Source organism: Exiguobacterium sp. s150, assembly GCF_018618435.1.
Taxonomy (GTDB): Bacteria; Bacillota; Bacilli; order Exiguobacteriales; family Exiguobacteriaceae; genus Exiguobacterium; species Exiguobacterium alkaliphilum.
Genome location: NZ_JACSMC010000014.1, coordinates 1 through 22,443 on the forward strand (window position 1 = coordinate 1; position 22,443 = coordinate 22,443).

Sequence of the window (22,443 nt, forward strand, 5' to 3'; positions counted from 1 at the left end):
CGGCCACACCCGTTCCCATGCCGAACACGGAAGTTAAGCGCTTCAGCGCCGAAAGTAGTTGGGGGTCTCCCCCTGTGAGGATAGGACGTTGCCAGGCAACATGAGACGATCGAGCATCCGCTCGGTCGTTTTTCTTATGTAACTTATTTAGGCAGTTGACGTAATGTAAACTATATGCTAATATAATAATCGTCTAGTGGCGATAGCGAAGTGGTCACACCCGTTCCCATGCCGAACACGGAAGTTAAGTACTTCAGCGCCGAAAGTAGTTGGGGGTTTCCCCCTGTGAGGATAGGACGTTGCTAGGCCAGCGCAAAGGACGATTGAGCAAATGCTCGATCGTCCTTTTTTGTCGTTCAGACTGAAACTTTCGAGACATTCTTTCGTACAGATAAGAGACCAATAGAACGAAGACCTCAAAGCAAGCGAAAGGAGAACCTAACATGACCGATTTTCATCAACAACAACTTGATTTGCAACAGCGTCTCTCTGAACGAGATCGACTCGCTCGCAAGTTGAAAACACTTGATAAACAAATTGCCGAACATGAAACGGTGCGAAAGCAACTGCTAAACTCCTTCACGAAAGAACAGCGTGACGTGTATGATTTAGAGTCGTTCTCGCTCGTTAATACGTGGCGAAAGTTTCGCGGGACATTCAATGAACAAAAAACAATTGAATTGGAAGAGGCAGCCCGGGCCGAACTGAAGTTACGAGAACATGAGAAGATGATTGATGAGTTGGAGCTCGAACGCCGCGATCTTCGTGAGACGTTTGAAATGTATAGAGACATCGATACGGAATGGGAACGATTTTTGGAAGCGAAAGAAGCCCGGCTAAAACAAGATCCCGACGTTAGAGAAACGTTGTATCGTCTCACAAACGAACAGGCAGATACGAGTGAGGCGTTAATTGAATACAATGAAGCCATTGTTGCAGGACGGTCGGCTCGTGCAGCGATCGCGAAGACGCTTAAACATCTCGACAGCGCGAAAGGGTGGTCGACGTATGACACGTTCTTCGGCGGCGGGTTGATTGCGACAGCGATGAAACATGATGCCATTGACGCCTCTGAACGAACGATGCATGAACTTCAATCCGCGCTTGAACGCTTCTCGCGGGAACTCGATGACGTGAAAGAAGTCGTCAGCGGCTTACACATTGAACGTGGATCGCTCATTCAGTTCGCGGACTATTTCCTCGATGACATCTTCTCCGAATGGACGATGCATGGACGAATTAATGAGTCACTTGATAAGGTGAATGGCCTCGATCGTGAAATCGAAAAACTCATCGAACGCATGATGCGACAAGTCGAACGTTTAGAACGGCGACGTGAGGAGACTGAAAACAAACGAAAGCAGCTCATCGTCACGCGATGAGCTGCTTTACTTATTCAGGTCGCTTCAACCAATGGCGTAACCCTTTCCCGGCGTGCGGTCCGTTGGCGTAGCGAGGGATGACGTGCAAGTGCGCATGAGGAACTGTTTGATTTGAAGAAGTACCCACATTCCAACCGAGCGTATAGCCGTCAGGGCCATACGTCTCCTCAAGGAATGACTTCGCTTCGTGAAGTAACGCATATGTATCGTTCCATTCTAAAGGTGTAAGCTCGAATGTCGTTGCGCGATGCTGTTTCGGGACGATGACGCCAGAGCCGACAAGCACGTCTTGTTCACGTTCGTGCATCAAGAAGTAGCATGTCTCATTCTCGGCGACAATCGTCTGGGACGGATCTAGCTGTGGATGACAAAATGGACAAGTTGACATAGACTTGGTACACTTCCTTTCTATATGAAGTGTACCAAAAGGGGGAGCATTATGAATGAATTGATTGATAGGATAGTTACCCAGGCCGAACGAGAGGAGCGCACGATTATCGCCATCTCAGGACACGGGGGTGCTGGGAAGACGATATTCGCAGATGCGCTACGTGAGCGCCTCGGGGACGTGAACTACATCAATACCGACCCATATATCACGGACTCGATGTTACGAAAGAGTGCCATGCTCGATTACACGGTCGATGGACAGGCGCATCACTATAAGATGACGGCCTGTCATCCGTCCGCACACCATCTATTATCGCTAGAGCGTGACGTCCGCATGGTACGTGAAGGCATCGGTTTCTTCACGATTGACGTCCCATACCTTGAACGAACGTGGATTGATCCGGCAAAACGGATCACGATCATCGAAGGCATGAGCGTCGCGTTCCTTGGATCGGATTGGTGGGATGTATCGGTTTATCTATATACCGATAGCGACACTGAGTTTGCGCGACGTTCTGTACGCGACGTGCAACAACGGGGAATGGACCTGGCGTATTTAAAGGCGTCACACGACGAGCGTCGGCTCCAATACGACCTGTTCATGCATCCGCAGCGCGAGAAGTTTCAAACAATCGTCTCGACGAGTAACGATGTATGGACGATTGAAAACCACCGCTCATGAAGAACGGTGGCTGCGTAACGTCTCTTGGATGCCGAGGCCGAGTCTGTCTTGCTCACGTTCGAGCTGTTCCCACGTGAGCGAGCGATGGCGCATCGTGACATCGTTGGCGATGGAATCGAGCGTTCGTTGTTTCTCGATATTATCGAGCCAATAATAGACGTCGACCCCATCTTCATCGATGCGCCAAAATGATTTAACGACCTCGAACTCGTCAGCCCAGTCGCCGATCGGCTTAAAGCCATACTTCTCGACAAACGGATACGGCCGCTCTTCGCCAATCGGGTCGATCACGTTACGGGTGAACATGAGCTCGAGACCAGCGTGCTCAGTCGCCTCAAGTAAACGTTTTAAGGCAGGGAGCGGCTCGACTTCGACTTTCTCGATGACATCGAACCAGACCCGTTTCCCATCGGTGTCCCAAACGGTCGCTTCGACACTGTAAGGCGCGCCGGCAGTCGAAGGGGCGTACATCGTCAAATCGAACGTGAACGGGATATGCTCTTCGGCACCCGATTCGAGAACGGCCGATAAACTGATTGGCACTTCTTGAATGTCGGCTTCACGATTGAACTCGTTTCCTTCGAGCGTGATGTCTTTGAACGTCGTCAGGAAATTGAGCGTCAACTCTTTTAGTCGGACGACGTGTGTCGTCGTGTTCATCACACGCAAAGTCCCGTGGACGGTCTCGTTCGGGATGAACGGGACAGTATGGAAATAGACGGACGCATCGAGCTCAGAAAAGAACCATTTTTTAAAGCGATTGCCCCATTTCGACATGACGGTCGCGCTCCTTTTCTCTAATAAATTAGACTCTTTTAAATGTTCCCGATTCCAATTCTGAAAAAACATGAAGAAAAAGGTTGCATTATATAACTACTTCACTTATTATAGAGGATGTCGAAACAATTCAAACCATCGCGGGGTGGAGCAGTCTGGTAGCTCGTCGGGCTCATAACCCGAAGGTCGTCGGTTCAAATCCGGCCCCCGCAACCAATTTTTATTTAATTTCATACGTCGTCGCGGGGTGGAGCAGTCTGGTAGCTCGTCGGGCTCATAACCCGAAGGTCGTTGGTTCAAATCCAGCCCCCGCAACCAATTTTTAAATGAGATAGCGAAACGATAACGTTTCGTGTTTTTTTTTGTCTAAAATGGAGTGTACAATGAGTACGTATCGCGACAACCACTAAAGGAGAAACATTCATGTATACATTGATTACCCATTCCGCGGCTGAGACACAAGCGGTGGCGGAAAAACTCGCCGCACGTGTCACGGCCGGAACGGTCATAACATTGAACGGGGACCTTGGTGCCGGCAAGACGACGTTCACACAAGGGTTCGGTAAAGGACTCGGCGTGAAACGGAACGTCAACAGCCCGACGTTCACGATCATGAAGCAATACCAAGGGCGCTTACCGCTCTACCATATGGACGTCTACCGTCTCGAGGACACCGGGGACGACATCGGTCTTGAAGAATACATCAACGGGGACGGTGTCGCCATCGTCGAATGGTCGAACTTGATCGAGTCGTCGCTTCCGACTGAACGGCTCGCCATCACCATTGAGCGTGTTGGGGATGAAGAACGACGGCTGACGTTTGCACCGGTCGGACAGAAGTACGAGACAATCGTCCAGGAGGTGCTCGCATGAAACAGTTGATGATTGATACGGCGACGACACGACTGTCAGTCGCGCTCAGTGAAAATGGCACGATTCAAGCCGAGGCAACGGTCATGGTATCGAAGAACCACGCCGTCACGCTCATGCCGATGATTGAGCAGCTCATGGCAGCCGTCAAATGGACACCAGCTGAACTTGAGCGCGTCATCGTCACGACCGGACCGGGCTCGTACACGGGCATCCGCATCGGGGTGACGACGGCAAAGACGCTCGCCTATACGCTCCACATCCCGCTCGTCGGCGTCTCGGCCCTCCGTCTCATGGCGGCAGCCCCGAACACAGAACGCCCAGTCGTGTCGCTCATCGACGCACGACGCGGGAACGCCTATATCGGACATTACCAGCATAATGAACCACTCACCCCAGATACGCATGCGTCCGTCGAGACATGGCTCGAGACACATATGAAAGGGGAGTTCGTCGTTGTCGGTGACGTCGAACCGTTCCGAGACGTCTTAGCAAACTATTCCTATACAGAAGCGCCAGCCGCCCACTGCTATGGACGCGCGAGCGATCTCGTTGCACTCGGAGAAGAGACATCGGACGTCCACGCGTTTGAGCCGGAATATTTGCGTCTCGCTGAGGCGGAGGCGAAATGGCTCGAGGGACAAAATCATGGCTGACATCACCATCCGCCGCATGACGTGGCTTGACGTCGAAGAAGTGACGGCCGTTGAAGAAGCCTCGTTCGCGATTCCGTGGACGAAAGAAGCGTTCATGAATGAGATGCTTCGAAACGAGCAAGCCATCTATTTCGTCGCCGTTCATGATCGTCGTGTCATCGGCTTTGCCGGGGTATGGAAAATCGTTGACGAGGGACACATCACGAACATCGCCGTCTTACCGGAATATCGGGGACAGGGTGTCGGAAACCAGCTACTTCACGCGCTCGTCACGTACGCCCGTGCGCAATCGCTCGCCGCGCTCACGCTCGAGGTGCGTGTCTCGAACGTCGGCGCTCAGAAGCTGTACGAGCAGTTCGGCTTCGAGTGCGCCGGTCGTCGCAAACGCTACTATCAAGACAACAATGAAGACGCCTTGATTTACTGGGCGAAGTTAGGAAGTGAAACCGAATGAACACATCACTCATCTTGGCGATCGAGTCGAGCTGTGATGAGACGTCGGTCGCCCTCGTGAAGGACGGCAAGACACTCTTATCAAACGTCGTCTCGTCACAGATTGAAAGCCATAAACGGTTCGGCGGCGTCGTGCCCGAGGTTGCCTCGCGCCATCACGTCGAGCGAATCACGTACGTCATCGACGATGCCCTCAATGAAGCCGGTGTGACGATGCAAGACGTCGACGCCGTCGCGGTCACGCAAGGTCCTGGACTCGTCGGAGCGCTCCTCGTCGGCATCAGTGCCGCTAAAGCGCTCGCGTTCGCCCACAACAAACCGCTCATCGGGGTGCACCATATCGCCGGGCATATTTATGCGAACGACCTCGTCGAAGAGATGGACTTTCCGCTCGTCTGCCTCGTCGTCTCAGGTGGTCATACCGAGCTCGTCTATATGCCAGAACATGGCGTCTTCGAAGTCATCGGTGAGACGCGTGACGATGCGGCCGGTGAGGCGTACGACAAAGTCGCCCGGACGCTGAGCCTCCCTTATCCAGGCGGACCGGCCATCGACCGTCTCGCGGCGAGCGGGGAAGACACGTACAAGTTCCCACGCGTCCGACTCGAGCCAGGCAGCTTCGATTTTAGTTTCAGCGGGCTGAAGTCATCGGTCATCAACGCCGTGCATAACGCCGAGCAACGGGGCGAGACGATTATCCCGGAGAACTTGGCGGCAAGCTTCCAAGCGAGTGTCGTCGAAGTGCTCGTCGAGAAGGCGATTCGTGCCGTGAACGAGAAAGGTGCGAAACAACTCCTCGTCGCCGGTGGTGTCGCGGCCAACCGTGGCCTGCGGGCCGCGCTACAGGCAGCGGCTGACCAAGAAGGCATCCGCCTCGTCATCCCGCCGCTCGCGCTTTGTGGGGACAACGCCGGCATGATTGGGGTCGCGGGACATCACGCGTATGTGCGCGGGAAGCGCGATACACTAGCGATGAATGCGGTTCCTGGGTTATCCTTAGAAGAGAGCATGACAGTCTAGGGGGAAATAGAGACATGACGAAACGCATCATCATTGGCGGGCTCGTCGTACTGCTCGTCGTCGCGACGTTTTTGCAAGTACGAGAGATTATCCGCGCCTATAATATCGCCTATCAAGAAGAAATCGTGCCGGAAGCGACGCGTGTGCGTTCGCTCACCGGGGCCGAATCGCTTGAAGGCATCAGCCGGGTCACGGGCGAGAACACGCTCGTCGAAGCGCTGTATGGGTATAAGAACATGGACGACCAAGACATCGAGAGCGTCCTCGTCGTCGATCGCAACTTAGGGATTCAACCGAAGGCGAGCGACGCCTACTACGAACTTTTCCCGGGACGCGAGGCGACCGAGGAAGAGGCGGCGCAGTTCGAATCGCTCATCGCCGAGTTCGATGAGCAACAGCTGTTCGCCCAAGTCATCTCGACCCATGAAGCACGCTACGTGACGAACCGGGAAGAAGCGATGACATTTTACAAAGTGTTCGTCCGTGACGTCGACACGAACGAATACGTCTTCTTCATCACCGAAGACGGCACGAAACTCGACTTCCATACGCGCGGCTTCTTGCCACTGCGTTATTTCTAAACAAAAAGGGAAGCGGACTCCATTCGAGGAGAACGCTTCCCTTTTTCATGCTTCTGGACGATGTTTTTTCTGTTTATACCACATATTCACGCGGCTCACGATGAAAACGAGGAGCGCGAGCACCCACATGAACAGTGTCGTTTGATAGAAGTGGAACCAGACCGACCCGGGTGCATAAAAGCTATGCACCGTCACGTCGACCGGCCAGACGACGAGGCGGATGAAGAGCGTGCTCATGAGCAATCCACTCAGGAGACTGATGAAGATGCCGCTCCACGTCTGGATGATGAAGCCGATGACGACGGGCAAGAAGTAAAACACGATTGTCGGGACGATCGTCGATTCTCCACGGATGAGCTCGGACACGAATTCAGTCCCGGTCGGCACGATGAAGGCGAGACCGGTCAAAAACGCATGCAACCAGTCGATCCGCAGCGCACGGGACCGCATCATGAATGGAGCTCCTCCCATTCCGCATACAGTGCCGTGATTGACTCTTTCGTCGCGTCGGACTCGCTCGATAGCTCCTGTGCCCGCGCGAAGTCGTTGAAGACGTCCGGCTCGCAAAGGAGCTGTTCAATCTCTTCGAGGCGCGCCTCGTGCTGTTCAATCGTGAGCTCGATCTCTTCGATGCGCTGTTTCATTCGACGCTCCTCACGTTGTTGTTCCTTGTCGGCCCGTTGCTTTTTGACGACGACTTGTTTCGTCTCAACGCGTGCGAGCCGGGCCAGTTCTTCGAGTTCTTCTTTCTTCTCGACGTAGTACGAGTAATCACCGAGGTACTCGTCGATCCCGTTCGGCGTGATCTCGAGGACCCGCGTGGCGAGCCGGTCGATGAAGTACCGATCGTGCGAGACGAACAGGATGGTGCCGGGATAGTCGAGGAGCGCGTTCTCGAGAATCATCTTCGAGTCGAGGTCCAAGTGGTTCGTCGGCTCGTCCAAGATGAGCAAGTTCGGCTGCTCGAGCTTCAGCTTTGCGAGCGTCAAGCGGGCCCGTTCACCGCCTGACAGTTCGTGGACACGTTTCATGACGTCGTCCCCACTGAAGAGGAACTGGCCGAGCAGGCTCCGTACGTCTTGCTCGCGCATGAGCGGCCAGTCGTTCCAAATCTCGTCGATGACGCGGTTCTTATCAGACAGATTCTGTTGCTCCTGGTCGTAGTAGCCGATCTCGACGCCGGTACCGTAACGGATGTCGCCGGTGAGCGCCGGCTGTTGTTTCGTCAACACTTTCAAAAGCGTCGACTTGCCGACCCCGTTCGGGCCGACGAGGGCGACCGATTCGCCGCGCTGCAGCTGGAAGCGCAGGTTTTGAGCGATTGGTTCCTCATAGCCGATGGCGAGGTCGCTTCCGCTCAACACATCATTCCCGCTCTGGCGTTTGATCGTGAACGAGAGGACGGCGCTGCGTTCGTCGCCGTCCGGTGCATCCATCCGGTCGACCTTCTCGAGTCGCTTCCGGACGCTCTGGGCACGCTTCGTCGTCGTCGCGCGGGCGATGTTACGTTGGATGAAGTCTTGCATCTTGGCGATCTCTTCTTGTTGTGACTCGAACTGCTTCTTCTCTTGCTCATAGATGGCGGCTTTTTGTTCGAGGTACTTCGTATAGTTGCCGACGAAGCGACGGCTCCGATGACGCGACAGCTCATAGACGACCGAGACGACCCGGTCGAGGAAGTAGCGGTCGTGGGAGACGATGAGGACGGCGCCTTTATAGCCGCTCAAGTACTTCTCGAGCCACGCGAGCGTCTCGATGTCCAAGTGGTTCGTCGGCTCGTCCAAGATGAGGAGGTCCGGGCTCTGGAGGAGCATCTTCGCCAAGGCGAGACGCGTTCGTTGCCCACCCGAAAGCGTGTCGATTTGACGCTCGAAGTCGTCCGGATAGAACCGCATCCCGTGTAGCACCGAGCGAATCGTCGCTTCATATTGATAGCCGCCCCGATCCTTGAACGTATGTTGTTCCTCGTCATACGCGGCGAGGAGCCGTTCATAGGCGTCCGCATCGTTCAAGATGCGTTCACTGCCCATGTCTTGCTCCATCCGTCGGAGCGTTTGTTCTTGCTCGATTAAATCGGTGAAGACGGTGAGCATTTCGTTCCAGATCGTCTCGCTCGATTCTAGCCCGGAGTCTTGGGCGAGGTAGCCGATCGTGACGTCTTTTGGCTTCATGATGTCGCCTGAGTCGTAGTTATATTCCCCGGCGATGACTTTGAGGAGCGTCGACTTGCCGGCACCGTTCCGGCCGACGAGGGCGACACGTTCACCTTCTTGAATCTCGAGTTTGACGTTCTCTAAAATCGGCTCGACGCCGAATGATTTCGATAAGTTGTTGACTTGCAATAGGATCAAGTGAAAAAACCCCTTTCTCTGTATTTAGTATACTGTATTTTTTAGTCTTTTCAGGTATATTCGTTGAGTGGTCATGTGAATTCGTTTACAATCAAGGTGTATGAAATCAGATTCGTGTGTAACGTGTCGTAAAAAGGAGGCTCTTTCCGTTGAGTCAAAACGAACCAAAGATTCCGCAAGCGACAGCCAAACGGTTGCCACTATATTATCGGTTTATCCAAAGCCTGCATTCATCAGGCAAACAACGTGTCTCTTCTGCCGAACTGAGTGAGGCGGTCAAGGTCGATTCGGCGACGATTCGCCGCGACTTTTCGTACTTCGGTGCGCTCGGTAAAAAGGGATATGGCTATAACGTACAGTATCTGTTAGACTTTTTCCGAAAGACGTTGAACCAGGACGAAATCACGAACGTCGCCTTGGTCGGGGTCGGTCATCTCGGGACAGCTTTCGTCAACTATAACTTCCTTAAAAACAATAACACACATATCGTCGTCGGGTTCGATGCAGATGAGACAAAAGTCGGCACGACGATGTCCGGTGTCCCGATTCATCACGTCGATGAGATGGAACAGATCATGAAGCAAAACAAAATCGATGTCGCCATCCTCACGGTCCCGTCCGCCTATGCGCAGCCGGTCGCCGATGACTTGGTCCGCTTTGGCATCAAAGGGATTTTGAACTTCACGCCGGCTCGACTTACGGTGCCGGACACGGTCCGCGTCCATCATATCGACTTGTCGATCGAACTCCAGTCGCTCATTTACTTTATGCAACACTATCCATCTGCTGAGGGGGTCCATCAATAATGGAATTACTAGCATCGTCACTCGTCGTCGGGATTCCGGGGGGAGCAAGTCTCTTCATTATCGCGATTATCGCGCTCATCATCTTCGGGCCGAAGAAGTTGCCTGAGTTCGGCCGTGCGGCCGGCCAGACGCTCCGTGAATTCAAAAATGCCACGAGCGGTATGATGAACGAACATGATGAAAAAGACAAGAAAGATTCTGAGAAGAAAGAGCAGTAATCATGAACCATCAACCTGATCAAGAGCGGGCGCTGTCCGACCACTTGACAGAGCTGCGGAGACGACTGATGCTGTCGGCATTTGTCGTCTTTGCCTTCTTTTTGGCCGCTTTGCCGAGTGTCAAATACGTGCTCGCCTATCTACAGGCGGACCTCGTCGAACGAGGACTAGAGCTGAACGCCTTTGGGGTCGCGGACCCGCTCATGATTTATTTGAATTTGGCGCTCGTCATCGGTCTCGTCGCGGCCAGTCCGTTTCTACTGTATCAACTGTGGGCGTTTGTCGCACCTGGTCTGCATCCGAAAGAGCGGAGAGGGACGCTCGCCTATATCCCAATCATCTTCATCTTGTTCCTCGTCGGTCTCGCGTTCGCCTACTATTGGTTGTTCCCGCTCGTCCTCGACATCTCGACGAACCTCGGGCAAGACCTCGGGCTGACGCAAATCATCGGGGCGTCGAACTACTTCACGTTCCTCTTGCAACTCACGATCCCGTTCGGCCTCTTGTTCCAACTGCCGGTCGTGACGATGTTTTTGACGCGTATCGGGGTCGTGACGCCGTCTTTCTTATCAAAGATTCGGAAGTACGCCTACTTCGCGTTGTTCGTCATCGCGGCGTTCATCACGCCACCTGACTTGACGTCGCACCTCATGGTGTCGCTACCGCTCTTCTTCCTGTATGAAATCAGCTTGTCGATTTCACGCGTCACGTATCGCGGGGTGCTCAGACGTGAGAAGGAAGCGCAAGTGAAAGAACAGATGGATTTGATGAAACAGATGAATGAGAAGTGAGCATCGCGTTCTTGGACGCGATGCTTTTTTTGAACGAGTAAGTGTGACGTCACCGTGGTAAGATAAGGAGACCATCAACGATTCAGGGAGGACAGGTCATGTGGGAATATTACGGGGATGCGCTCATCGCAGTCGGCGTCTTGACGACGGCCTTACTTATCTGCGCACTTCATTTTTTACGGTCGTCACGTAAGCGAAGACTGACGTTTCCGCTCTTTCTCGGGGGAATCGGCTATACACTGTTCTTGATTGGTCTCGTCTTCATCCGTGGCTGGGACGGGATGGGATGGAGCTTGATCGGATTCAGTCTATACGCCTTCGGGCTCATTCTTTATATCGGCGTCGCCACCTATCTTTGGGTCAAACAGCGACGCCTATCCTCTTGACCATCCTGATCACAGGATGGTTTTTTCGTGTCACAACGAGCGTTCAAATTTTCGACATAATTACGTGAAAAGTTGAGCAAAGGTATTGTCAAACTGTCTTGTGAAATAGTACACTAATTTCAGAAAGTAAATGTGATATTTATCACAAACACTAACTTGCCTAACACTCAAAGGAGAGACAACCATATGAAAATCGCAGTCATCGGATGTACACACGCAGGAACAGCAGCAGTCAAAGGATTACTCGCCAAGCACGACAATCTCGACATCACGGTGTATGAGCGGAACGACAACGTCAGCTTCCTCTCATGTGGGATCGCCCTCCACGTCGGCGGTGTCGTCAAACGTGCGGAAGAGCTCTTCTACGCGTCACCGACTGAGCTCGAAGAACTCGGTGCGACAATGCGCATGAAGCACGACGTGTTGAATATCGACACGGAAGCGAAGACGGTCCATGCGAAAAACCTCGACACCGGGGAAGAAGTGTATGACACGTTCGATCGTTTGATCGTCACGACTGGTTCATGGCCGATCGTCCCGACGCTTCCTGGCATCGAGATGACTGGGATTGAGCTCTGCAAAAACTATGGCCACGCCCAACGCATCATCGAGCGGGCAAAAGACGCGACGAACATCGCCGTCATCGGTGCCGGTTATATCGGTGTCGAACTCGTCGAGGCGTTCGAAGTGTACGGCAAACACGTCACGTTCATCGATAGTGCCGACCGCATCTTGAACAAGTATCTTGACAAGTCGTTCACCGACCAACTTGAAGCGGATATGACGGCACGAGGAATCGACCTCGAGCTCGGCCAGACGGTCGAAGCGTTCCGTGGGACAGACGGAAACGTCACGCACGTCGTGACCGATAAAGGCGAGTTCGAGGCCGACCTCGTCATCCTCTGTGTCGGGTTCCGTCCGAACACGGGCCTCCTCGAAGGCCAAGTCGACATGCTTGGCAACGGCGCCATCATCGTCGACGAATATATGCGCACGAGCAACCCGGACGTCTTCGCAGCAGGGGACAGCTGTGCCGTCTACTACAACCCGGCGCGCACGCACGCCTACATCCCGCTCGCGACGAACGCCGTCCGCATGGGGACGCTCGTCGCCGAGAACTTGATCGCACCGCGTGTCCGTTATCAAGGGACGCAAGGGACTTCAGGTCTTCGCCTCTACGATTGGAATATCGCCTCGTCAGGTCTCACGGAAGAAGCGGCCGCCTTGTTCGGCCTCGACGTCGAGAGCGTCGTCGTCGAGGACGCCTATCGTCCTGAATTCATGCCGACGGCTGAAAAAGTCCAGTTCAAGCTTGTCTACGAGGTCGGCACACATCGTGTCGTCGGCGGACAAGTGCTCTCGAAAGCGGACATGACGCAAGCGGTCAACACGTTGTCGCTCGCCATCCAAAACGAGATGACGGTCGAAGAGCTCGCCTATGTCGACTTCTTCTTCCAACCGCACTACAACAAGCCATGGCACTTCATCAACAGTGGGGCGCTCGCGGCGATGAAAGATAAAGTCAACGCATAAAAAAACTCGGGAGCCGCGGCTTCCGAGTTTTTTTATAGGTAGCGTGGAGCGTCCTTCATCGAGTTGGCGAGAATCATGTAGATGAGGACGTTCCCCGGCACGATTAAAAAGAGCAGACGTACACCGAGCGGAGACAAGTCAAAGTATTCAGCGATGCCGCCACACACACCCGAGAGTGAGCGGTTCGTGGCAGATTTTCGAAGCGGACGTTGCATAGGCGTGGCTCCTATCTCACATATTTTATGTAAATTTTACCATGTAAACCTGCTGGCCGTGTACGATTGTCACAGGTTTTTTTTCGTCTGAAGCCGGGGAAGGGTTAAGAGAAAGCATGTGTCACCTGGTCCTTTAAAAGGAGGAGCCGATATGGCGAAGAAGGAAAAGCAGTCGTACCACATCGTCACGTTCACGTTTCCAGAGGAGTCGGTCTCGTATCAAGCGTTCAGTAAGTTGAAGAAGTATCACGCCGAAGGGCTAATCGGGTTCGAACAGCTCGTCGTCATCAAGCGTGAAGACAATGGGGCGTTCTCGTTCGAAGATGCCGTCCAACTGACATCGACGAACAAGTCGACGAAAGGTGCCTTGATTGGAATGGCCGTCGGGATTCTCGGAGGACCGTTCGGGATTTTATTCGGGACGCTAACGGGCGGACTCATTGGCGGGACGAAAGATTTGAAGCACGTCCAAAGCATTCAAGAGACGTTCAAACGGACCGTCGGCAACATCGAGCCGGGACAGACCGGTGTGATGGGTATCGGGGAGGAGTTTGATCATTCGGTGCTCGATGGGCTCGCCGCCGAACTCGGTGGCACGGTGACACGGACAGACGAAGAACTGTGAAGGGGAGTTGTATATGAAGATTGGGATATTAGGAGCAGGGAAAGTCGGTCGGACGCTCGGACGCAAGTTCGAGGACGTCGGATATGAAGTGTTGTATGGGACGCGTTCGGAGCGCGAGGGGACGATGTCGCTCCAAGACGTGGCGTCGAACGCGCAAATCCTCTTATTGACGACGCCGTTCGCGGCCGCCGTCGACTTGATTCAATCGCTACGTGACTTAGACGACAAAATCGTCATCGACGTGACGAATCCGATCGCTAAAGAGTTTGACGCCATCGAGCGGCCGGAAGGAAAATCGGGGGCCGAGCATCTGCAAGAGCTCGCCCCGCACGTCCGCATCGTCAAGGCGTTCAACCAGACGGGTGTCGAGAACCTAGAGAACCCGAACAAATCGATGATGTTCATCGCCGGCGACGAACAGGAGTCGGTCCGGGCCGTGCAAGACCTCGCTGCGAAGATCGGCTTTGATGCCCATACGCTCAGACACTTGAAGCTCGCGCGTGAGCTCGAGTCGCTCGCGTGGCTATGGATCCATTATGCGACGAAAGAGCGGAAACATCGGAACTTTGCGTTTTACTTGAAAGAAAATAGTTTCTAAAACAGACCGAGGCGAATTCGTCTCGGTCTTTCAAGTAATCTTTGATAGAATGGGGTTGTGAGTATTGAGGATTTTCTAGAAAACGATTGGTCAGGAAGGAAGACAGCTATGGGTTTTGCCATTTTGACGTTCATCGTCGCGTTCATCCACGTCATCGCTGGGGCGGTCGTCTTACATAAGTACCCGCAGTATAAAACGATCGCCATCAGTGTCATCGTGCTCGGTTTCATGTACGGACTGTTGACGGTCGGGTTTATCGTGTTATAGAAGAAGTCTCCAAAAGCATACAGAGGGACATGAAGACCGGTGAGGAGAAAGCCTGACCGGTCTTTTCTGTGTGAGGGACTGTGGTTTAAGTCATCGCATAACGTGAATAGACCAAAGAGTGTTGTTACTGTTTGCATTGGAATGGAAGGAGTCTAATTATGTGTACCGCAATCACGTATGCGCCGCACGCCCACTACTTCGGCAGAAACTTAGACCTGAACGTGTCCTATCACGAACAAGTGACGATCACGCCTCGACATTATCCGTTCAACTTCAGACGGATGGGCGAAAATACGAACCATTACGCGATGATCGGGATGGCGACCGTCGTCCAAGATTATCCACTCTATTATGAAGCGACGAATGAGAAAGGGCTGAGCATGGCGGGGCTGAACTTCCCGGGGAATGCCATATTCAAGCCGGAAGTCGACGGACGCGACAACGTCTCCCCGTTTGAGTTCATCCCGTGGATCCTCGGGCAGTGTGCGACAATCGAGGAAGTGAAAGAACGACTGGCGACGATTCATCTGGTCAATCTCAACTTCAGCGACGCGCTCCCGCTTCACCCGCTGCACTGGATCATCGCCGACAGGGACACGTCAATTGTCGTCGAGCCGATGGCGGACGGGCTACGCGTGTACGACAATCCGGTCGGGGTCTTGACGAACAATCCGTCGTTCAAATATCAGCTGTTCAATCTGAACGATTATCGGCACGTCTCGACTAAGCTGCCGGTCAATACGTTCGCGCCGACATTGAATCTCGATGCCTATTGCCTCGGATTGGGCGGGCAGGGATTGCCGGGCGACCTATCGTCGACATCGCGCTTCGTCCGGGCGACGTTCGCCACATTCAACTCGGTCTGTGAACCGACCGAGGCGTCTGCGGTCGGGCAATTTTTCAAACTGTTGGATACGGTGCTCCAAGTGCGTGGATTGAACGAGGCGGAGGATGGGACGTACGAGTACACCATCTATTCCTCGTGCTGTAACGTCGACGATGGTATCTATTATTATCGGACGTATGACAATAACCAAATCACGGCCGTATCGCTGTTCAATGAGCAGTTAGATAGCGAGCAATTGATCACGTATCGCCTTCAACACGAGCAACAGATCCATTACGAGAATTGAGAACAGCCCTCTTCGCGTGAAGAGGGCTGTGTCTTATAGCGTACCGTTATAAAGGGGCGGCGCATCGTCTGTGCTGATCACTTTCAAATGACGCTCGTCTTTCACGTAGACGCTCTTATAGGCCACACGTCCATTCTCATAGAACAGGATGACGCGGCTGCCATCGTTATCGGTCTCGACTTTCGGTTCGTACTTCGCGACGTCGATTGTCTCCTCGAGCACACTATACTCTTCGTATGTGGCCAACCCATCGGCGTCCGTACAACCGACAAGAAAGACGGAAGCGAGGATAGAAAATAGTACTTTCTTCATCGTATCTCTCCTTTTGATAGTTCACCTATCAATTATAACGTACGGCAATCGCGTTTTCAAAGCGAACGAAACTTGTCGCAAACTTCTTCGTATAGATGGGAAGAGGAGGTGGATGATATGAGCGGACGGAAGCTGGCCTTCGCCGTCGGAATCGGCTTGGTGATTGCGGGCACCGTTTTTGGTGTGTCTTCGTATCTATTGTTTCTCATCGCGAGCGTGTTGTTTTACCGGCAGAAACGCCTAAAAACGGGAGAGTATGCGACCTCGGTCAAAGAACGTCTACTTTGGCGCTCGAGTGAGAAGACGTGGCTCGTCGCCGTCCTCGTGTTCGTGGTGATGTATTTGATTGGATTTGGTGCGACGCAGGTGACGATCCCGACTCAGGATCTTGCCTTGACCGCTTTGACCTATTTGTTTGCGACAAAAGGGCTGTTTTTGATGAATGAGATTTATACGTACGAGCAGGAGGCGAAAGATGAATAAGAACGTATTCAAAGGATTACTCGTGATGTGGCTGGCACTGATTGGACTCGACCTATGGCTTGAACAATACGCGCTCGTTGCAGTAACGGGTCTCGGGATCACCGTCTATTCCTATTACAGATTTTACGAACGGGAAAGCCCATACCGGGCATAGCCCGCCTTTAGGGATGGGATGAAAGTGAGTTCGGATGTGAAGAACATCCGACATTCGGGTATATATATTCCATAGACAAGTACAAGTCTCTAAAACGCCCGTGTCCATCGCACCTTGAGAATCGTATCCGGTTCGGTCACGAAAACATGTGACCGGTAAAACGATGCCTGTCGTCACGTAAAAGACGCTAAAACATCAGGTGGACACACCTGCAACGACCTGTGGTGGATGGTAACAGTCCATCAGCCTGAGAACCTATATGGTCTGTCTCAGGAGGGGTGATGGCACACCCTCATCTGAAGGCTTGAGCAAAACAGAAATGGACTGCGCTCGCACAAGCACTTCAGAATCCCACGGTTTCAATCGTGGGAGTGTCAAAGTCAACAAGTGAAGCGACTTTCGGACGAGTCGAAAACGAGCATCATGAACGAACTGAACGAGAAGACGGTGTCGTTCGTCGTCTTGTCTTTCCTGCTCGTCTTAATTGTCGGGCTTTTATTCGACCTGCGAACCCTTCCGACTGCTGAAACCGTGTTCGTCGCACTCGGTGGTTTGTTCGTGTATCGGGGCTTGACGATTGGTGGCTTACTCATGCGAGACGTCTATCGAAACGACCTGATGAATCCATCCAAGGAAATATGACTATAGAAAATCCCAAGCGACACCGTCGCTTGGGATGTTTTTATGCCGATTTATCGGTCTTTTCTTTTTTCGCTTTTCGGGCGAGTGTCAAGATTTGATACACCTTGAAGAAGTCATACGCGGCTACGGCGATGATGAAGTACGTCCAGAAGCTGAAACCGTACTCTTGTACCGAGTAGTAGGCGAGGACCGTGAACAAGATCCCGAAAGATAAGCTGAACGTCAGCATGATTTTTAAGTGTCGCGGCATACGTGCCACCTCATTTCTACATCAATAATAGGGCGACCATGACGAGCGCATTGTTGAACGCATGAATCGCAATCGGAACGATTAAGCGACGCGTCTTCGCATAGGCGACCGTGAAGGCGAAGCTCATCGCGACGTACACGAGGAAACGGTTGTCATCATGGATGAGCGCGAACAAGACAGAGCTGACACCGAAGGCGATCCAGAAGCCGAACCGGGCGCTCAAGTTGCCGAATAGGATATGACGGAAGAGAATCTCTTCGATAATCGGTCCGAGCAAGACGACCGATAACGTCATGACAGGAACGAGTCGGACAATATCCGCGATTCGTTCCGTATTCTCCGAGGCGACCATTTCACCGGTGATGGCCGTCTCAATCAAGTTGGCGACGATGACGAGCCCGTACTGCATGAGAATCCCGAGGCCGATCCATTTGACCGTATCGTTCAAGTTCGACTGGATGCCTTGCTGTTTATACAGTTTCAAATCCGGCCAGAGCAGGAAGAACGAGATGATAATTGTCAAACTGAAGCCGATGGCGAACCAGAGGCCTGTCGCCGTCGGTGTAATCCATTCCGGACGGACTTCGTTGATGAGTACAGGGAAAAACTGTACGAAGGCGTATAAGAGAATCGGGATGATGTGTCGAACCCGAATGTTAGGCGCCATCGAAAAACGGGTATTTATCGATTGGTTTGAGTTTAGTGTGGCCAATTCAACACGTCCTTAATCATAAGAGTAAGCGTTCCTTTTGACCATTGTATCAAATAAGGTCTCTTGACCGCGAGTGAGAGCAATTTTCCGATGTTCCCCTCTTGCAATTTTAGGCGTCTCATACTACACTAATCAGTGTTAGCACTCCTTTTTACTGAGTGCTAATAACTTACGATTCAACGATACATCATTCATATTCGGAGGAGGTTTTTTCTATGTTAAAACCACTAGGCGATCGCGTCATTATCGAAGTCGTGGAGAAAGAAGAAAAGACGATCGGAGGCATCGTACTTCCTGACACGGCGAAAGAGAAGCCGCAACAAGGACGCGTCCTCGCAGTCGGCACTGGCCGCGTCACGGACCAAGGTGAGCGAATCGCGCTCGACGTCAAAGAAAATGATTTGGTCATCTACTCGAAGTACGCGGGTACCGAAGTGAAGCATGAAGGCAAAGAATACTTAATCGTTCGAGAGAGCGACATTCTCGCAATCGTAGGCTAAGACTCACCATTTTTCAAAAACTTTTCTAGGGGGAAATGAACAATGGCAAAAGAAATCAAATTCTCAGAAGACGCACGTCACGCGATGCTCCGCGGTGTCGACGCACTCGCTGACGCAGTAAAAGTCACAATCGGACCGAAAGGACGCAACGTCGTCCTCGAGAAGAAGTTCGGCTCACCGCTCATCACGAATGACGGCGTCACAATCGCAAAAGAAATCGAACTCGAAGACCACTTCGAAAACATGGGCGCGAAGCTCGTTGCTGAAGTCGCCTCGAAGACGAACGAAGTCGCAGGGGACGGTACGACGACAGCGACAGTCCTCGCTCAAGCGATGATTCGTGAAGGGTTGAAGAACGTGACAGCGGGCGCAAACCCGATGATTCTTCGTAAAGGAATCGACAAAGCAGTTCGTCGTTCACTCGAAGAGTTGAAAGAAATCTCGAAACCAATCGAGTCGAAAGAAGCGATTGCGCAAGTCGCAGCTATCTCGGCAGCGGACGAAGAAGTCGGCGAGTTAATCGCAGAAGCGATGGAGCGCGTCGGCAACGACGGCGTCATCACGATTGAAGAGTCACGCGGCTTCACGACAGAACTCGACGTCGTCGAAGGGATGCAGTTCGACCGTGGATATCTTTCACCATACATGATCTCAGACTCAGACAAGATGGAAGCGGTGCTCGATAACCCGTTCATCTTGATCACAGATAAGAAGATCTCGAACATCCAAGAAATCATCCCAGTGCTCGAGCAAGTCGTGCAACAAGGTAAACCGATCTTGATCGTCGCGGAAGACATCGAAGGCGATGCGCTCGCGACACTCGTTTTGAACAAGCTCCGTGGTACGTTCAACGCGGTCGCGGTCAAGGCGCCAGGCTTCGGCGATCGTCGTAAAGCGATGCTCGAAGATCTCGCGACGCTCACAGGCGGCCAAGTCATCACAGAAGACCTCGGCCTCGAGCTCAAGTCGGCGTCCCTCCAACAGCTCGGACGCGCATCGAAAGTCGTCGTCACGAAAGACACGACAACAATCGTCGAAGGTGCTGGGGACGAAGCGGCAATCAAAGCACGCGTTCAAACGATTCGCAACCAAATCGAAGAGACAACGTCTGACTTCGACCGTGAGAAACTCCAAGAGCGTCTCGCGAAACTCGCAGGCGGCGTAGCCGTCGTCAAAGTCGGCGCAGCGACAGAGACAGAGTTGAAAGAACGCAAGCTCCGCATCGAAGACGCACTCAACGCGACACGCGCAGCCGTCGAAGAAGGCATCGTCGCAGGTGGTGGTACGGCGTTCATCAACGTCATCCCAGCCGTTCGTGCACTTCTTTCTGAAGTGACAGCAGATGAAGCGACAGGTGTGAAACTCGTCCTTCGTGCCCTCGAGTCACCGGTCCGTCAAATCGCGGAAAACGCGGGTGAAGAAGGTTCGGTCATCGTCGAGAAGCTCAAGAACGAATCGGTCGGCATCGGCTATAACGCCGCGACTGGCGAGTACGTCGATATGATCGCTCACGGTATCGTCGATCCGGCGAAAGTGACGCGCTCGGCGCTTCAAAACGCAGCATCAGTATCAGCCATGTTCCTCACGACAGAAGCTGTCATCGCAGACAAGCCAGAACCAGCAGGCGCTGGCGGCGGCATGCCTGACATGGGCGGCATGGGTGGAATGGGCGGCATGATGTAAGTCATACGCTTTAACCGGAACCATTCATCAGCGAAAGCTGGTGGGTGGTTTTTTTATGTTTAACACTAATTTTTAAACAATAACATAAATTGTGTTATGATTAAAAAAAGTATGTTAAGGAGGATTCCTCGATGAAATCTTATGTTGAAGAAACGATGCATGTCGACATAAAAGAAACACAGAAACAGTTGCAATTGCCTCTTTCAATAAACAATGCGTATAAGTTTCGTCAATGGATCATTCAGGGTCAATCTATTCTGTTTGCACTTCCTCAAACAAATGTGAGTGTCATAACACTTGAAAAACATTTAAAAAAATTGAGCAAAATGACGAATACACCTGTTGTTTTTGGTTTTAACACGTTGTCTACGTATAAAATGAACCAAATGACAGCGAAAGGAATTCCTTTTATTCTGAATGAGGAACAGATTTATATGCCGTTTATGGGCATCCTACTTCACAAGTCTCAGCTCCGTGAATTACCGGAAGTGACGAAGGTTTCACTTCAAACTCAACGTTTTATCTTGCTCAGTATTTATAAGAATTGGACAAGATTGTCTCTAGCTGAGGCGGCAACTCAGTTAGATGTCTCTAAGATGACAGTTTCACGTATCTTTGATGAGTTAGAGGGAATTGATTCATCACTTGTATGCCGAGATGGTAAAGAACGCGTTTTTTCTAGAAAAGAAGACACATACACGTTTTGGGACACCTTTTATCCGTATTTATTTAACCCGGTGGTCCGTGACTATCGATTAGAGAAAAAGATTCAACCCAATACACTCATGACAAGTGGTCTATCCGCATTCAGTGAGTATACGATGTTAAACGGACCTGATTATCCAATTTATGCGATCACACGTGAAGAAGAAAAAGCACTTCGATTGAAAGAAATGAAGACGGTCCGGTCCGATGAAGATCCTGCATGTGTAGTGCAAGTTGTGAAATATCGCTTAGAGTTAAATGAAGGGCGATACATGGATCCTTTATCTGTCATTTTATCGTTGTCTGATGATGAGAAAGAAGATCCTCGGATTGAGATTGAAATCGAGCGTTTGATGGAAAGGGTGTTGCAGGGATGGAAGGATTAGAAACGTTCAAACAATATTTCAAGGAGTATGAAGACCACTACGTTCTAATTGGTGGTGCTGCCTGTGATGTTATTTTCTCGGGCATCTTATAAACAAGCCCAAGAAGAATCACATGTCGGATTCTTCTTGGGCTTTTCTTAGTTCTGCTTCTTTATATACTTTTTCTCGTGTGCGTTCTCCGATGGACAAAATACGAACAACACCTTCAAGTTCATCTTCTTCTGTAATTTGCATAATCGTCAACTGATCTTGTTTGACGGTATAAACGAGACGAAGGTTCATAGATTTGTACTTTAATTTATAACATCCAGTTAATTTACCACGGAGCGGTTCCCCATAACCAATGGGGTCGATTTTCAATTTTTTATCGATGTCCTGTTTAATGATCCGGATAATCTGCGCATCTAGTTTTTTGAGTTCTTTGACGGCTTTTCTATGAAATTCGACTTTGAACATATTATTCGATGCCTAATTCCTTGAATACGTCGTCTGCATCCACAAACTCATCTGAATGTTGAGTGGCGTCATTTAAACGAGAGAGTAGTTCTAGTTCTTCAAGAAGAGCAGCTTGTTGATGAATCAATTCAGTCATTTCTTCAAATTGGTTAAATCCAACGAGCACAGTATCAATTTCTCCTTGTGCGTTTGTCACGAACAGAGGGACAGCTTGTGCTTTTTCACGAACTTTTTTAAAAGACCGGGTCACAGTTGTCGTTGGAATGATTTGATCAGCTGTCAATGAGACAGCTGATTTTTCTTTTAGTGTTCCCATCTTCTTGCGCCTCCTTCACAACGATTTTCCTTACATATACTATAACATGAAAAGCGTTTTATTAAACGTTTAATTAAACGATTAATAAGTCGCCTGCTATAAAAATTGCT

Annotated in this window: 32 protein-coding genes, 2 tRNA genes and 2 rRNA genes; 26 read left to right on the top strand and 10 right to left on the bottom strand. The window is 51.6% G+C overall.

Features of this window, described 5'->3' with window-relative positions; all coding sequences use genetic code 11:
• From rrf (KNP76_RS08350) to KNP76_RS08360, 3 genes are all read left to right on the top strand, one after another.
• Nucleotides 1-97 (top strand): 5S ribosomal RNA (rrf, locus tag KNP76_RS08350); the annotation flags it as partial.
• Nucleotides 98-192: 95 nt separating this feature from the next.
• Nucleotides 193-308 (top strand): 5S ribosomal RNA (gene rrf / locus KNP76_RS08355).
• A gap of 135 nt (nucleotides 309-443) precedes the next feature.
• Nucleotides 444-1,382: a hypothetical protein gene (locus tag KNP76_RS08360; RefSeq protein WP_214844082.1), complete on the top strand. Its 939-nt coding sequence runs from the start codon at nucleotides 444-446 to the stop codon at nucleotides 1,380-1,382.
• A gap of 10 nt (nucleotides 1,383-1,392) precedes the next feature.
• On the opposite strand, the gene KNP76_RS08365 is transcribed toward KNP76_RS08360, so the two are convergent.
• The gene (locus KNP76_RS08365) at nucleotides 1,393-1,770 is read right to left on the bottom strand and encodes an HIT family protein (RefSeq protein ID WP_034808384.1); all 378 of its coding nucleotides are present in this window, start codon (nucleotides 1,768-1,770) and stop codon (nucleotides 1,393-1,395) included.
• Between the two features lie 51 nt (nucleotides 1,771-1,821).
• On the opposite strand from KNP76_RS08365, the gene KNP76_RS08370 reads away from it, so the two are divergent.
• Nucleotides 1,822-2,454, top strand: a complete 633-nt coding sequence (locus KNP76_RS08370) for a uridine kinase family protein (protein WP_211780047.1) — start codon at nucleotides 1,822-1,824, stop codon at nucleotides 2,452-2,454.
• Here the strand turns inward: KNP76_RS08370 and KNP76_RS08375 are convergent.
• On the bottom strand, nucleotides 2,449-3,231 hold the full coding sequence (locus KNP76_RS08375; RefSeq protein WP_214844088.1) for a sporulation protein: 783 nt from the start codon (nucleotides 3,229-3,231) through the stop codon (nucleotides 2,449-2,451). The two genes, KNP76_RS08370 and KNP76_RS08375, sit on opposite strands and share 6 nt — an antisense overlap.
• Nucleotides 3,232-3,370: 139 nt before the next feature.
• On the opposite strand from KNP76_RS08375, the gene KNP76_RS08380 reads away from it, so the two are divergent.
• From KNP76_RS08380 to KNP76_RS08410, 7 genes are all read left to right on the top strand, one after another.
• Nucleotides 3,371-3,447: transfer RNA gene (locus KNP76_RS08380), tRNA-Met, on the top strand.
• A gap of 25 nt (nucleotides 3,448-3,472) precedes the next feature.
• Nucleotides 3,473-3,549 (top strand) — tRNA-Met (locus tag KNP76_RS08385).
• A gap of 105 nt (nucleotides 3,550-3,654) precedes the next feature.
• Nucleotides 3,655-4,104 carry a tRNA (adenosine(37)-N6)-threonylcarbamoyltransferase complex ATPase subunit type 1 TsaE gene (gene tsaE, locus KNP76_RS08390; RefSeq protein WP_214841597.1) on the top strand — a complete coding sequence of 150 codons (450 nt, stop codon included), beginning with the start codon at nucleotides 3,655-3,657 and terminating at the stop codon, nucleotides 4,102-4,104.
• Nucleotides 4,101-4,757 carry a tRNA (adenosine(37)-N6)-threonylcarbamoyltransferase complex dimerization subunit type 1 TsaB gene (gene tsaB, locus KNP76_RS08395; RefSeq protein WP_214841599.1) on the top strand — a complete coding sequence of 219 codons (657 nt, stop codon included), beginning with the start codon at nucleotides 4,101-4,103 and terminating at the stop codon, nucleotides 4,755-4,757. Before tsaE ends, tsaB begins: the two co-directional genes overlap by 4 nt.
• Nucleotides 4,750-5,211, top strand: coding sequence for a ribosomal protein S18-alanine N-acetyltransferase (gene rimI / locus KNP76_RS08400; RefSeq protein ID WP_211780043.1), 462 nt, complete (start codon nucleotides 4,750-4,752; stop codon nucleotides 5,209-5,211). The genes tsaB and rimI overlap by 8 nt, the downstream gene beginning before the upstream one ends.
• Nucleotides 5,208-6,230, top strand: a complete 1,023-nt coding sequence (tsaD, locus tag KNP76_RS08405) for a tRNA (adenosine(37)-N6)-threonylcarbamoyltransferase complex transferase subunit TsaD (protein WP_214844096.1) — start codon at nucleotides 5,208-5,210, stop codon at nucleotides 6,228-6,230. The genes rimI and tsaD overlap by 4 nt, the downstream gene beginning before the upstream one ends.
• Before the next feature lie 14 nt (nucleotides 6,231-6,244).
• Complete coding sequence (locus KNP76_RS08410; RefSeq protein ID WP_034815837.1) at nucleotides 6,245-6,811, top strand: hypothetical protein; 567 nt, start codon at nucleotides 6,245-6,247, stop codon at nucleotides 6,809-6,811.
• Between the two features lie 45 nt (nucleotides 6,812-6,856).
• Here the strand turns inward: KNP76_RS08410 and KNP76_RS08415 are convergent, their stop codons facing one another.
• Together KNP76_RS08415 and KNP76_RS08420 are read right to left on the bottom strand one after the other, a co-directional pair.
• Nucleotides 6,857-7,264, bottom strand: a complete 408-nt coding sequence (locus KNP76_RS08415; protein WP_034815839.1) for a hypothetical protein — start codon at nucleotides 7,262-7,264, stop codon at nucleotides 6,857-6,859.
• Nucleotides 7,261-9,162 carry an ABC-F family ATP-binding cassette domain-containing protein gene (locus KNP76_RS08420; RefSeq protein WP_214844098.1) on the bottom strand — a complete coding sequence of 634 codons (1,902 nt, stop codon included), beginning with the start codon at nucleotides 9,160-9,162 and terminating at the stop codon, nucleotides 7,261-7,263. Before KNP76_RS08420 ends, KNP76_RS08415 begins: the two co-directional genes overlap by 4 nt.
• Nucleotides 9,163-9,311: 149 nt before the next feature.
• On the opposite strand from KNP76_RS08420, the gene KNP76_RS08425 reads away from it, so the two are divergent.
• The 5 genes from KNP76_RS08425 (at nucleotide 9,312) to KNP76_RS08445 (ending at nucleotide 12,896) form a co-directional block, all read left to right on the top strand.
• On the top strand, nucleotides 9,312-9,968 hold the full coding sequence (locus KNP76_RS08425) for a redox-sensing transcriptional repressor Rex (RefSeq protein ID WP_029596207.1): 657 nt from the start codon (nucleotides 9,312-9,314) through the stop codon (nucleotides 9,966-9,968).
• Entirely contained in the window at nucleotides 9,968-10,186 is a 219-nt protein-coding gene (gene tatA, locus KNP76_RS08430; protein ID WP_034815843.1) for a twin-arginine translocase TatA/TatE family subunit, read from the top strand. Before KNP76_RS08425 ends, tatA begins: the two co-directional genes overlap by 1 nt.
• 2 nt (nucleotides 10,187-10,188) lie before the next feature.
• On the top strand, nucleotides 10,189-10,977 hold the full coding sequence (gene tatC / locus KNP76_RS08435; protein WP_214844100.1) for a twin-arginine translocase subunit TatC: 789 nt from the start codon (nucleotides 10,189-10,191) through the stop codon (nucleotides 10,975-10,977).
• 98 nt (nucleotides 10,978-11,075) lie between these two features.
• Entirely contained in the window at nucleotides 11,076-11,363 is a 288-nt protein-coding gene (locus KNP76_RS08440; protein WP_214844102.1) for a YesK family protein, read from the top strand.
• A gap of 186 nt (nucleotides 11,364-11,549) precedes the next feature.
• Nucleotides 11,550-12,896, top strand: coding sequence for an FAD-dependent oxidoreductase (locus KNP76_RS08445; protein ID WP_214844104.1), 1,347 nt, complete (start codon nucleotides 11,550-11,552; stop codon nucleotides 12,894-12,896).
• Nucleotides 12,897-12,928: 32 nt separating this feature from the next.
• On the opposite strand, the gene KNP76_RS08450 is transcribed toward KNP76_RS08445, so the two are convergent.
• Nucleotides 12,929-13,111: a PspC domain-containing protein gene (locus tag KNP76_RS08450; RefSeq protein WP_058765577.1), complete on the bottom strand. Its 183-nt coding sequence runs from the start codon at nucleotides 13,109-13,111 to the stop codon at nucleotides 12,929-12,931.
• A gap of 151 nt (nucleotides 13,112-13,262) precedes the next feature.
• On the opposite strand from KNP76_RS08450, the gene KNP76_RS08455 reads away from it, so the two are divergent.
• From KNP76_RS08455 to bsh, 4 genes are all read left to right on the top strand, one after another.
• Nucleotides 13,263-13,736 (top strand): hypothetical protein, encoded by a 474-nt coding sequence (locus tag KNP76_RS08455; protein WP_034805553.1) that lies wholly within the window; start codon nucleotides 13,263-13,265, stop codon nucleotides 13,734-13,736.
• Nucleotides 13,737-13,749: 13 nt separating this feature from the next.
• The gene (locus KNP76_RS08460; RefSeq protein ID WP_214844106.1) at nucleotides 13,750-14,334 is read left to right on the top strand and encodes an NADPH-dependent F420 reductase; all 585 of its coding nucleotides are present in this window, start codon (nucleotides 13,750-13,752) and stop codon (nucleotides 14,332-14,334) included.
• 108 nt (nucleotides 14,335-14,442) lie between these two features.
• Complete coding sequence (locus KNP76_RS08465; RefSeq protein WP_024372064.1) at nucleotides 14,443-14,601, top strand: hypothetical protein; 159 nt, start codon at nucleotides 14,443-14,445, stop codon at nucleotides 14,599-14,601.
• Nucleotides 14,602-14,759: 158 nt separating this feature from the next.
• Nucleotides 14,760-15,734: a choloylglycine hydrolase gene (gene bsh, locus KNP76_RS08470; protein WP_214844107.1), complete on the top strand. Its 975-nt coding sequence runs from the start codon at nucleotides 14,760-14,762 to the stop codon at nucleotides 15,732-15,734.
• A 33-nt stretch (nucleotides 15,735-15,767) separates the two neighbouring features.
• On the opposite strand, the gene KNP76_RS08475 is transcribed toward bsh, so the two are convergent.
• Nucleotides 15,768-16,046: a hypothetical protein gene (locus KNP76_RS08475; RefSeq protein ID WP_214844109.1), complete on the bottom strand. Its 279-nt coding sequence runs from the start codon at nucleotides 16,044-16,046 to the stop codon at nucleotides 15,768-15,770.
• A gap of 117 nt (nucleotides 16,047-16,163) precedes the next feature.
• Here KNP76_RS08475 and KNP76_RS08480 point away from each other — a divergent pair, with 117 nt between their 5' ends.
• The 3 genes from KNP76_RS08480 to KNP76_RS08490 all read left to right on the top strand — a co-directional run bounded on the left by KNP76_RS08480 (nucleotide 16,164) and on the right by KNP76_RS08490 (nucleotide 17,325).
• Nucleotides 16,164-16,529 (top strand): hypothetical protein, encoded by a 366-nt coding sequence (locus KNP76_RS08480; RefSeq protein ID WP_214844111.1) that lies wholly within the window; start codon nucleotides 16,164-16,166, stop codon nucleotides 16,527-16,529.
• Nucleotides 16,522-16,683, top strand: coding sequence for a hypothetical protein (locus KNP76_RS08485; protein ID WP_214844113.1), 162 nt, complete (start codon nucleotides 16,522-16,524; stop codon nucleotides 16,681-16,683). The genes KNP76_RS08480 and KNP76_RS08485 overlap by 8 nt, the downstream gene beginning before the upstream one ends.
• A 423-nt stretch (nucleotides 16,684-17,106) precedes the next feature.
• Complete coding sequence (locus tag KNP76_RS08490; RefSeq protein ID WP_214844115.1) at nucleotides 17,107-17,325, top strand: hypothetical protein; 219 nt, start codon at nucleotides 17,107-17,109, stop codon at nucleotides 17,323-17,325.
• 40 nt (nucleotides 17,326-17,365) lie between these two features.
• On the opposite strand, the gene KNP76_RS08495 is transcribed toward KNP76_RS08490, so the two are convergent.
• Nucleotides 17,366-17,575 carry a YdiK family protein gene (locus KNP76_RS08495; protein WP_029333739.1) on the bottom strand — a complete coding sequence of 70 codons (210 nt, stop codon included), beginning with the start codon at nucleotides 17,573-17,575 and terminating at the stop codon, nucleotides 17,366-17,368.
• A gap of 16 nt (nucleotides 17,576-17,591) precedes the next feature.
• Entirely contained in the window at nucleotides 17,592-18,242 is a 651-nt protein-coding gene (locus KNP76_RS08500; protein ID WP_214844117.1) for a CPBP family intramembrane glutamic endopeptidase, read from the bottom strand.
• Between the two features lie 260 nt (nucleotides 18,243-18,502).
• Between KNP76_RS08500 and groES the strand changes: the two genes are divergently transcribed.
• The 3 genes from groES to KNP76_RS08515 all read left to right on the top strand — a co-directional run bounded on the left by groES (nucleotide 18,503) and on the right by KNP76_RS08515 (nucleotide 21,561).
• Nucleotides 18,503-18,787: a co-chaperone GroES gene (groES, locus tag KNP76_RS08505; RefSeq protein WP_021065365.1), complete on the top strand. Its 285-nt coding sequence runs from the start codon at nucleotides 18,503-18,505 to the stop codon at nucleotides 18,785-18,787.
• A 42-nt stretch (nucleotides 18,788-18,829) separates the two neighbouring features.
• Nucleotides 18,830-20,470: a chaperonin GroEL gene (gene groL, locus KNP76_RS08510; protein ID WP_214844119.1), complete on the top strand. Its 1,641-nt coding sequence runs from the start codon at nucleotides 18,830-18,832 to the stop codon at nucleotides 20,468-20,470.
• Nucleotides 20,471-20,601: 131 nt separating this feature from the next.
• Nucleotides 20,602-21,561, top strand: coding sequence for a hypothetical protein (locus tag KNP76_RS08515; protein ID WP_214844126.1), 960 nt, complete (start codon nucleotides 20,602-20,604; stop codon nucleotides 21,559-21,561).
• A 108-nt stretch (nucleotides 21,562-21,669) separates the two neighbouring features.
• On the opposite strand, the gene KNP76_RS08520 is transcribed toward KNP76_RS08515, so the two are convergent.
• Both KNP76_RS08520 and KNP76_RS08525 read right to left on the bottom strand, forming a co-directional pair.
• Nucleotides 21,670-22,017 carry a type II toxin-antitoxin system RelE family toxin gene (locus KNP76_RS08520; RefSeq protein WP_051622581.1) on the bottom strand — a complete coding sequence of 116 codons (348 nt, stop codon included), beginning with the start codon at nucleotides 22,015-22,017 and terminating at the stop codon, nucleotides 21,670-21,672.
• A 1-nt stretch (nucleotide 22,018) separates the two neighbouring features.
• The gene (locus KNP76_RS08525; RefSeq protein WP_034806069.1) at nucleotides 22,019-22,333 is read right to left on the bottom strand and encodes a hypothetical protein; all 315 of its coding nucleotides are present in this window, start codon (nucleotides 22,331-22,333) and stop codon (nucleotides 22,019-22,021) included.
• Nucleotides 22,334-22,443: the final 110 nt, after the last annotated feature.

Coding starts and splice junctions, on each gene's coding strand:
- KNP76_RS08370 (WP_211780047.1), top strand. CDS start 1,822: ATGAATGAATTGATTGATAGGATAGTTACCCAGGCCGAACGAGAGGAG.
- tsaE (WP_214841597.1), top strand. CDS start 3,655: ATGTATACATTGATTACCCATTCCGCGGCTGAGACACAAGCGGTGGCG.
- KNP76_RS08415 (WP_034815839.1), bottom strand. CDS start 7,264: ATGATGCGGTCCCGTGCGCTGCGGATCGACTGGTTGCATGCGTTTTTG.
- KNP76_RS08480 (WP_214844111.1), top strand. CDS start 16,164: ATGAGCGGACGGAAGCTGGCCTTCGCCGTCGGAATCGGCTTGGTGATT.
- groL (WP_214844119.1), top strand. CDS start 18,830: ATGGCAAAAGAAATCAAATTCTCAGAAGACGCACGTCACGCGATGCTC.
- KNP76_RS08500 (WP_214844117.1), bottom strand. CDS start 18,242: ATGGCGCCTAACATTCGGGTTCGACACATCATCCCGATTCTCTTATAC.
- KNP76_RS08375 (WP_214844088.1), bottom strand. CDS start 3,231: ATGTCGAAATGGGGCAATCGCTTTAAAAAATGGTTCTTTTCTGAGCTC.
- bsh (WP_214844107.1), top strand. CDS start 14,760: ATGTGTACCGCAATCACGTATGCGCCGCACGCCCACTACTTCGGCAGA.
- KNP76_RS08460 (WP_214844106.1), top strand. CDS start 13,750: ATGAAGATTGGGATATTAGGAGCAGGGAAAGTCGGTCGGACGCTCGGA.
- tsaB (WP_214841599.1), top strand. CDS start 4,101: ATGAAACAGTTGATGATTGATACGGCGACGACACGACTGTCAGTCGCG.
- KNP76_RS08445 (WP_214844104.1), top strand. CDS start 11,550: ATGAAAATCGCAGTCATCGGATGTACACACGCAGGAACAGCAGCAGTC.
- KNP76_RS08475 (WP_214844109.1), bottom strand. CDS start 16,046: ATGAAGAAAGTACTATTTTCTATCCTCGCTTCCGTCTTTCTTGTCGGT.
- tatA (WP_034815843.1), top strand. CDS start 9,968: ATGGAATTACTAGCATCGTCACTCGTCGTCGGGATTCCGGGGGGAGCA.
- KNP76_RS08410 (WP_034815837.1), top strand. CDS start 6,245: ATGACGAAACGCATCATCATTGGCGGGCTCGTCGTACTGCTCGTCGTC.
- tatC (WP_214844100.1), top strand. CDS start 10,189: ATGAACCATCAACCTGATCAAGAGCGGGCGCTGTCCGACCACTTGACA.
- tsaD (WP_214844096.1), top strand. CDS start 5,208: ATGAACACATCACTCATCTTGGCGATCGAGTCGAGCTGTGATGAGACG.
- KNP76_RS08485 (WP_214844113.1), top strand. CDS start 16,522: ATGAATAAGAACGTATTCAAAGGATTACTCGTGATGTGGCTGGCACTG.
- KNP76_RS08365 (WP_034808384.1), bottom strand. CDS start 1,770: ATGTCAACTTGTCCATTTTGTCATCCACAGCTAGATCCGTCCCAGACG.
- KNP76_RS08465 (WP_024372064.1), top strand. CDS start 14,443: ATGGGTTTTGCCATTTTGACGTTCATCGTCGCGTTCATCCACGTCATC.
- KNP76_RS08525 (WP_034806069.1), bottom strand. CDS start 22,333: ATGGGAACACTAAAAGAAAAATCAGCTGTCTCATTGACAGCTGATCAA.
- KNP76_RS08515 (WP_214844126.1), top strand. CDS start 20,602: ATGAAATCTTATGTTGAAGAAACGATGCATGTCGACATAAAAGAAACA.
- KNP76_RS08490 (WP_214844115.1), top strand. CDS start 17,107: ATGAACGAACTGAACGAGAAGACGGTGTCGTTCGTCGTCTTGTCTTTC.
- KNP76_RS08495 (WP_029333739.1), bottom strand. CDS start 17,575: ATGCCGCGACACTTAAAAATCATGCTGACGTTCAGCTTATCTTTCGGG.
- KNP76_RS08520 (WP_051622581.1), bottom strand. CDS start 22,017: ATGTTCAAAGTCGAATTTCATAGAAAAGCCGTCAAAGAACTCAAAAAA.
- KNP76_RS08360 (WP_214844082.1), top strand. CDS start 444: ATGACCGATTTTCATCAACAACAACTTGATTTGCAACAGCGTCTCTCT.
- KNP76_RS08440 (WP_214844102.1), top strand. CDS start 11,076: ATGTGGGAATATTACGGGGATGCGCTCATCGCAGTCGGCGTCTTGACG.
- KNP76_RS08455 (WP_034805553.1), top strand. CDS start 13,263: ATGGCGAAGAAGGAAAAGCAGTCGTACCACATCGTCACGTTCACGTTT.
- KNP76_RS08450 (WP_058765577.1), bottom strand. CDS start 13,111: ATGCAACGTCCGCTTCGAAAATCTGCCACGAACCGCTCACTCTCGGGT.
- rimI (WP_211780043.1), top strand. CDS start 4,750: ATGGCTGACATCACCATCCGCCGCATGACGTGGCTTGACGTCGAAGAA.
- groES (WP_021065365.1), top strand. CDS start 18,503: ATGTTAAAACCACTAGGCGATCGCGTCATTATCGAAGTCGTGGAGAAA.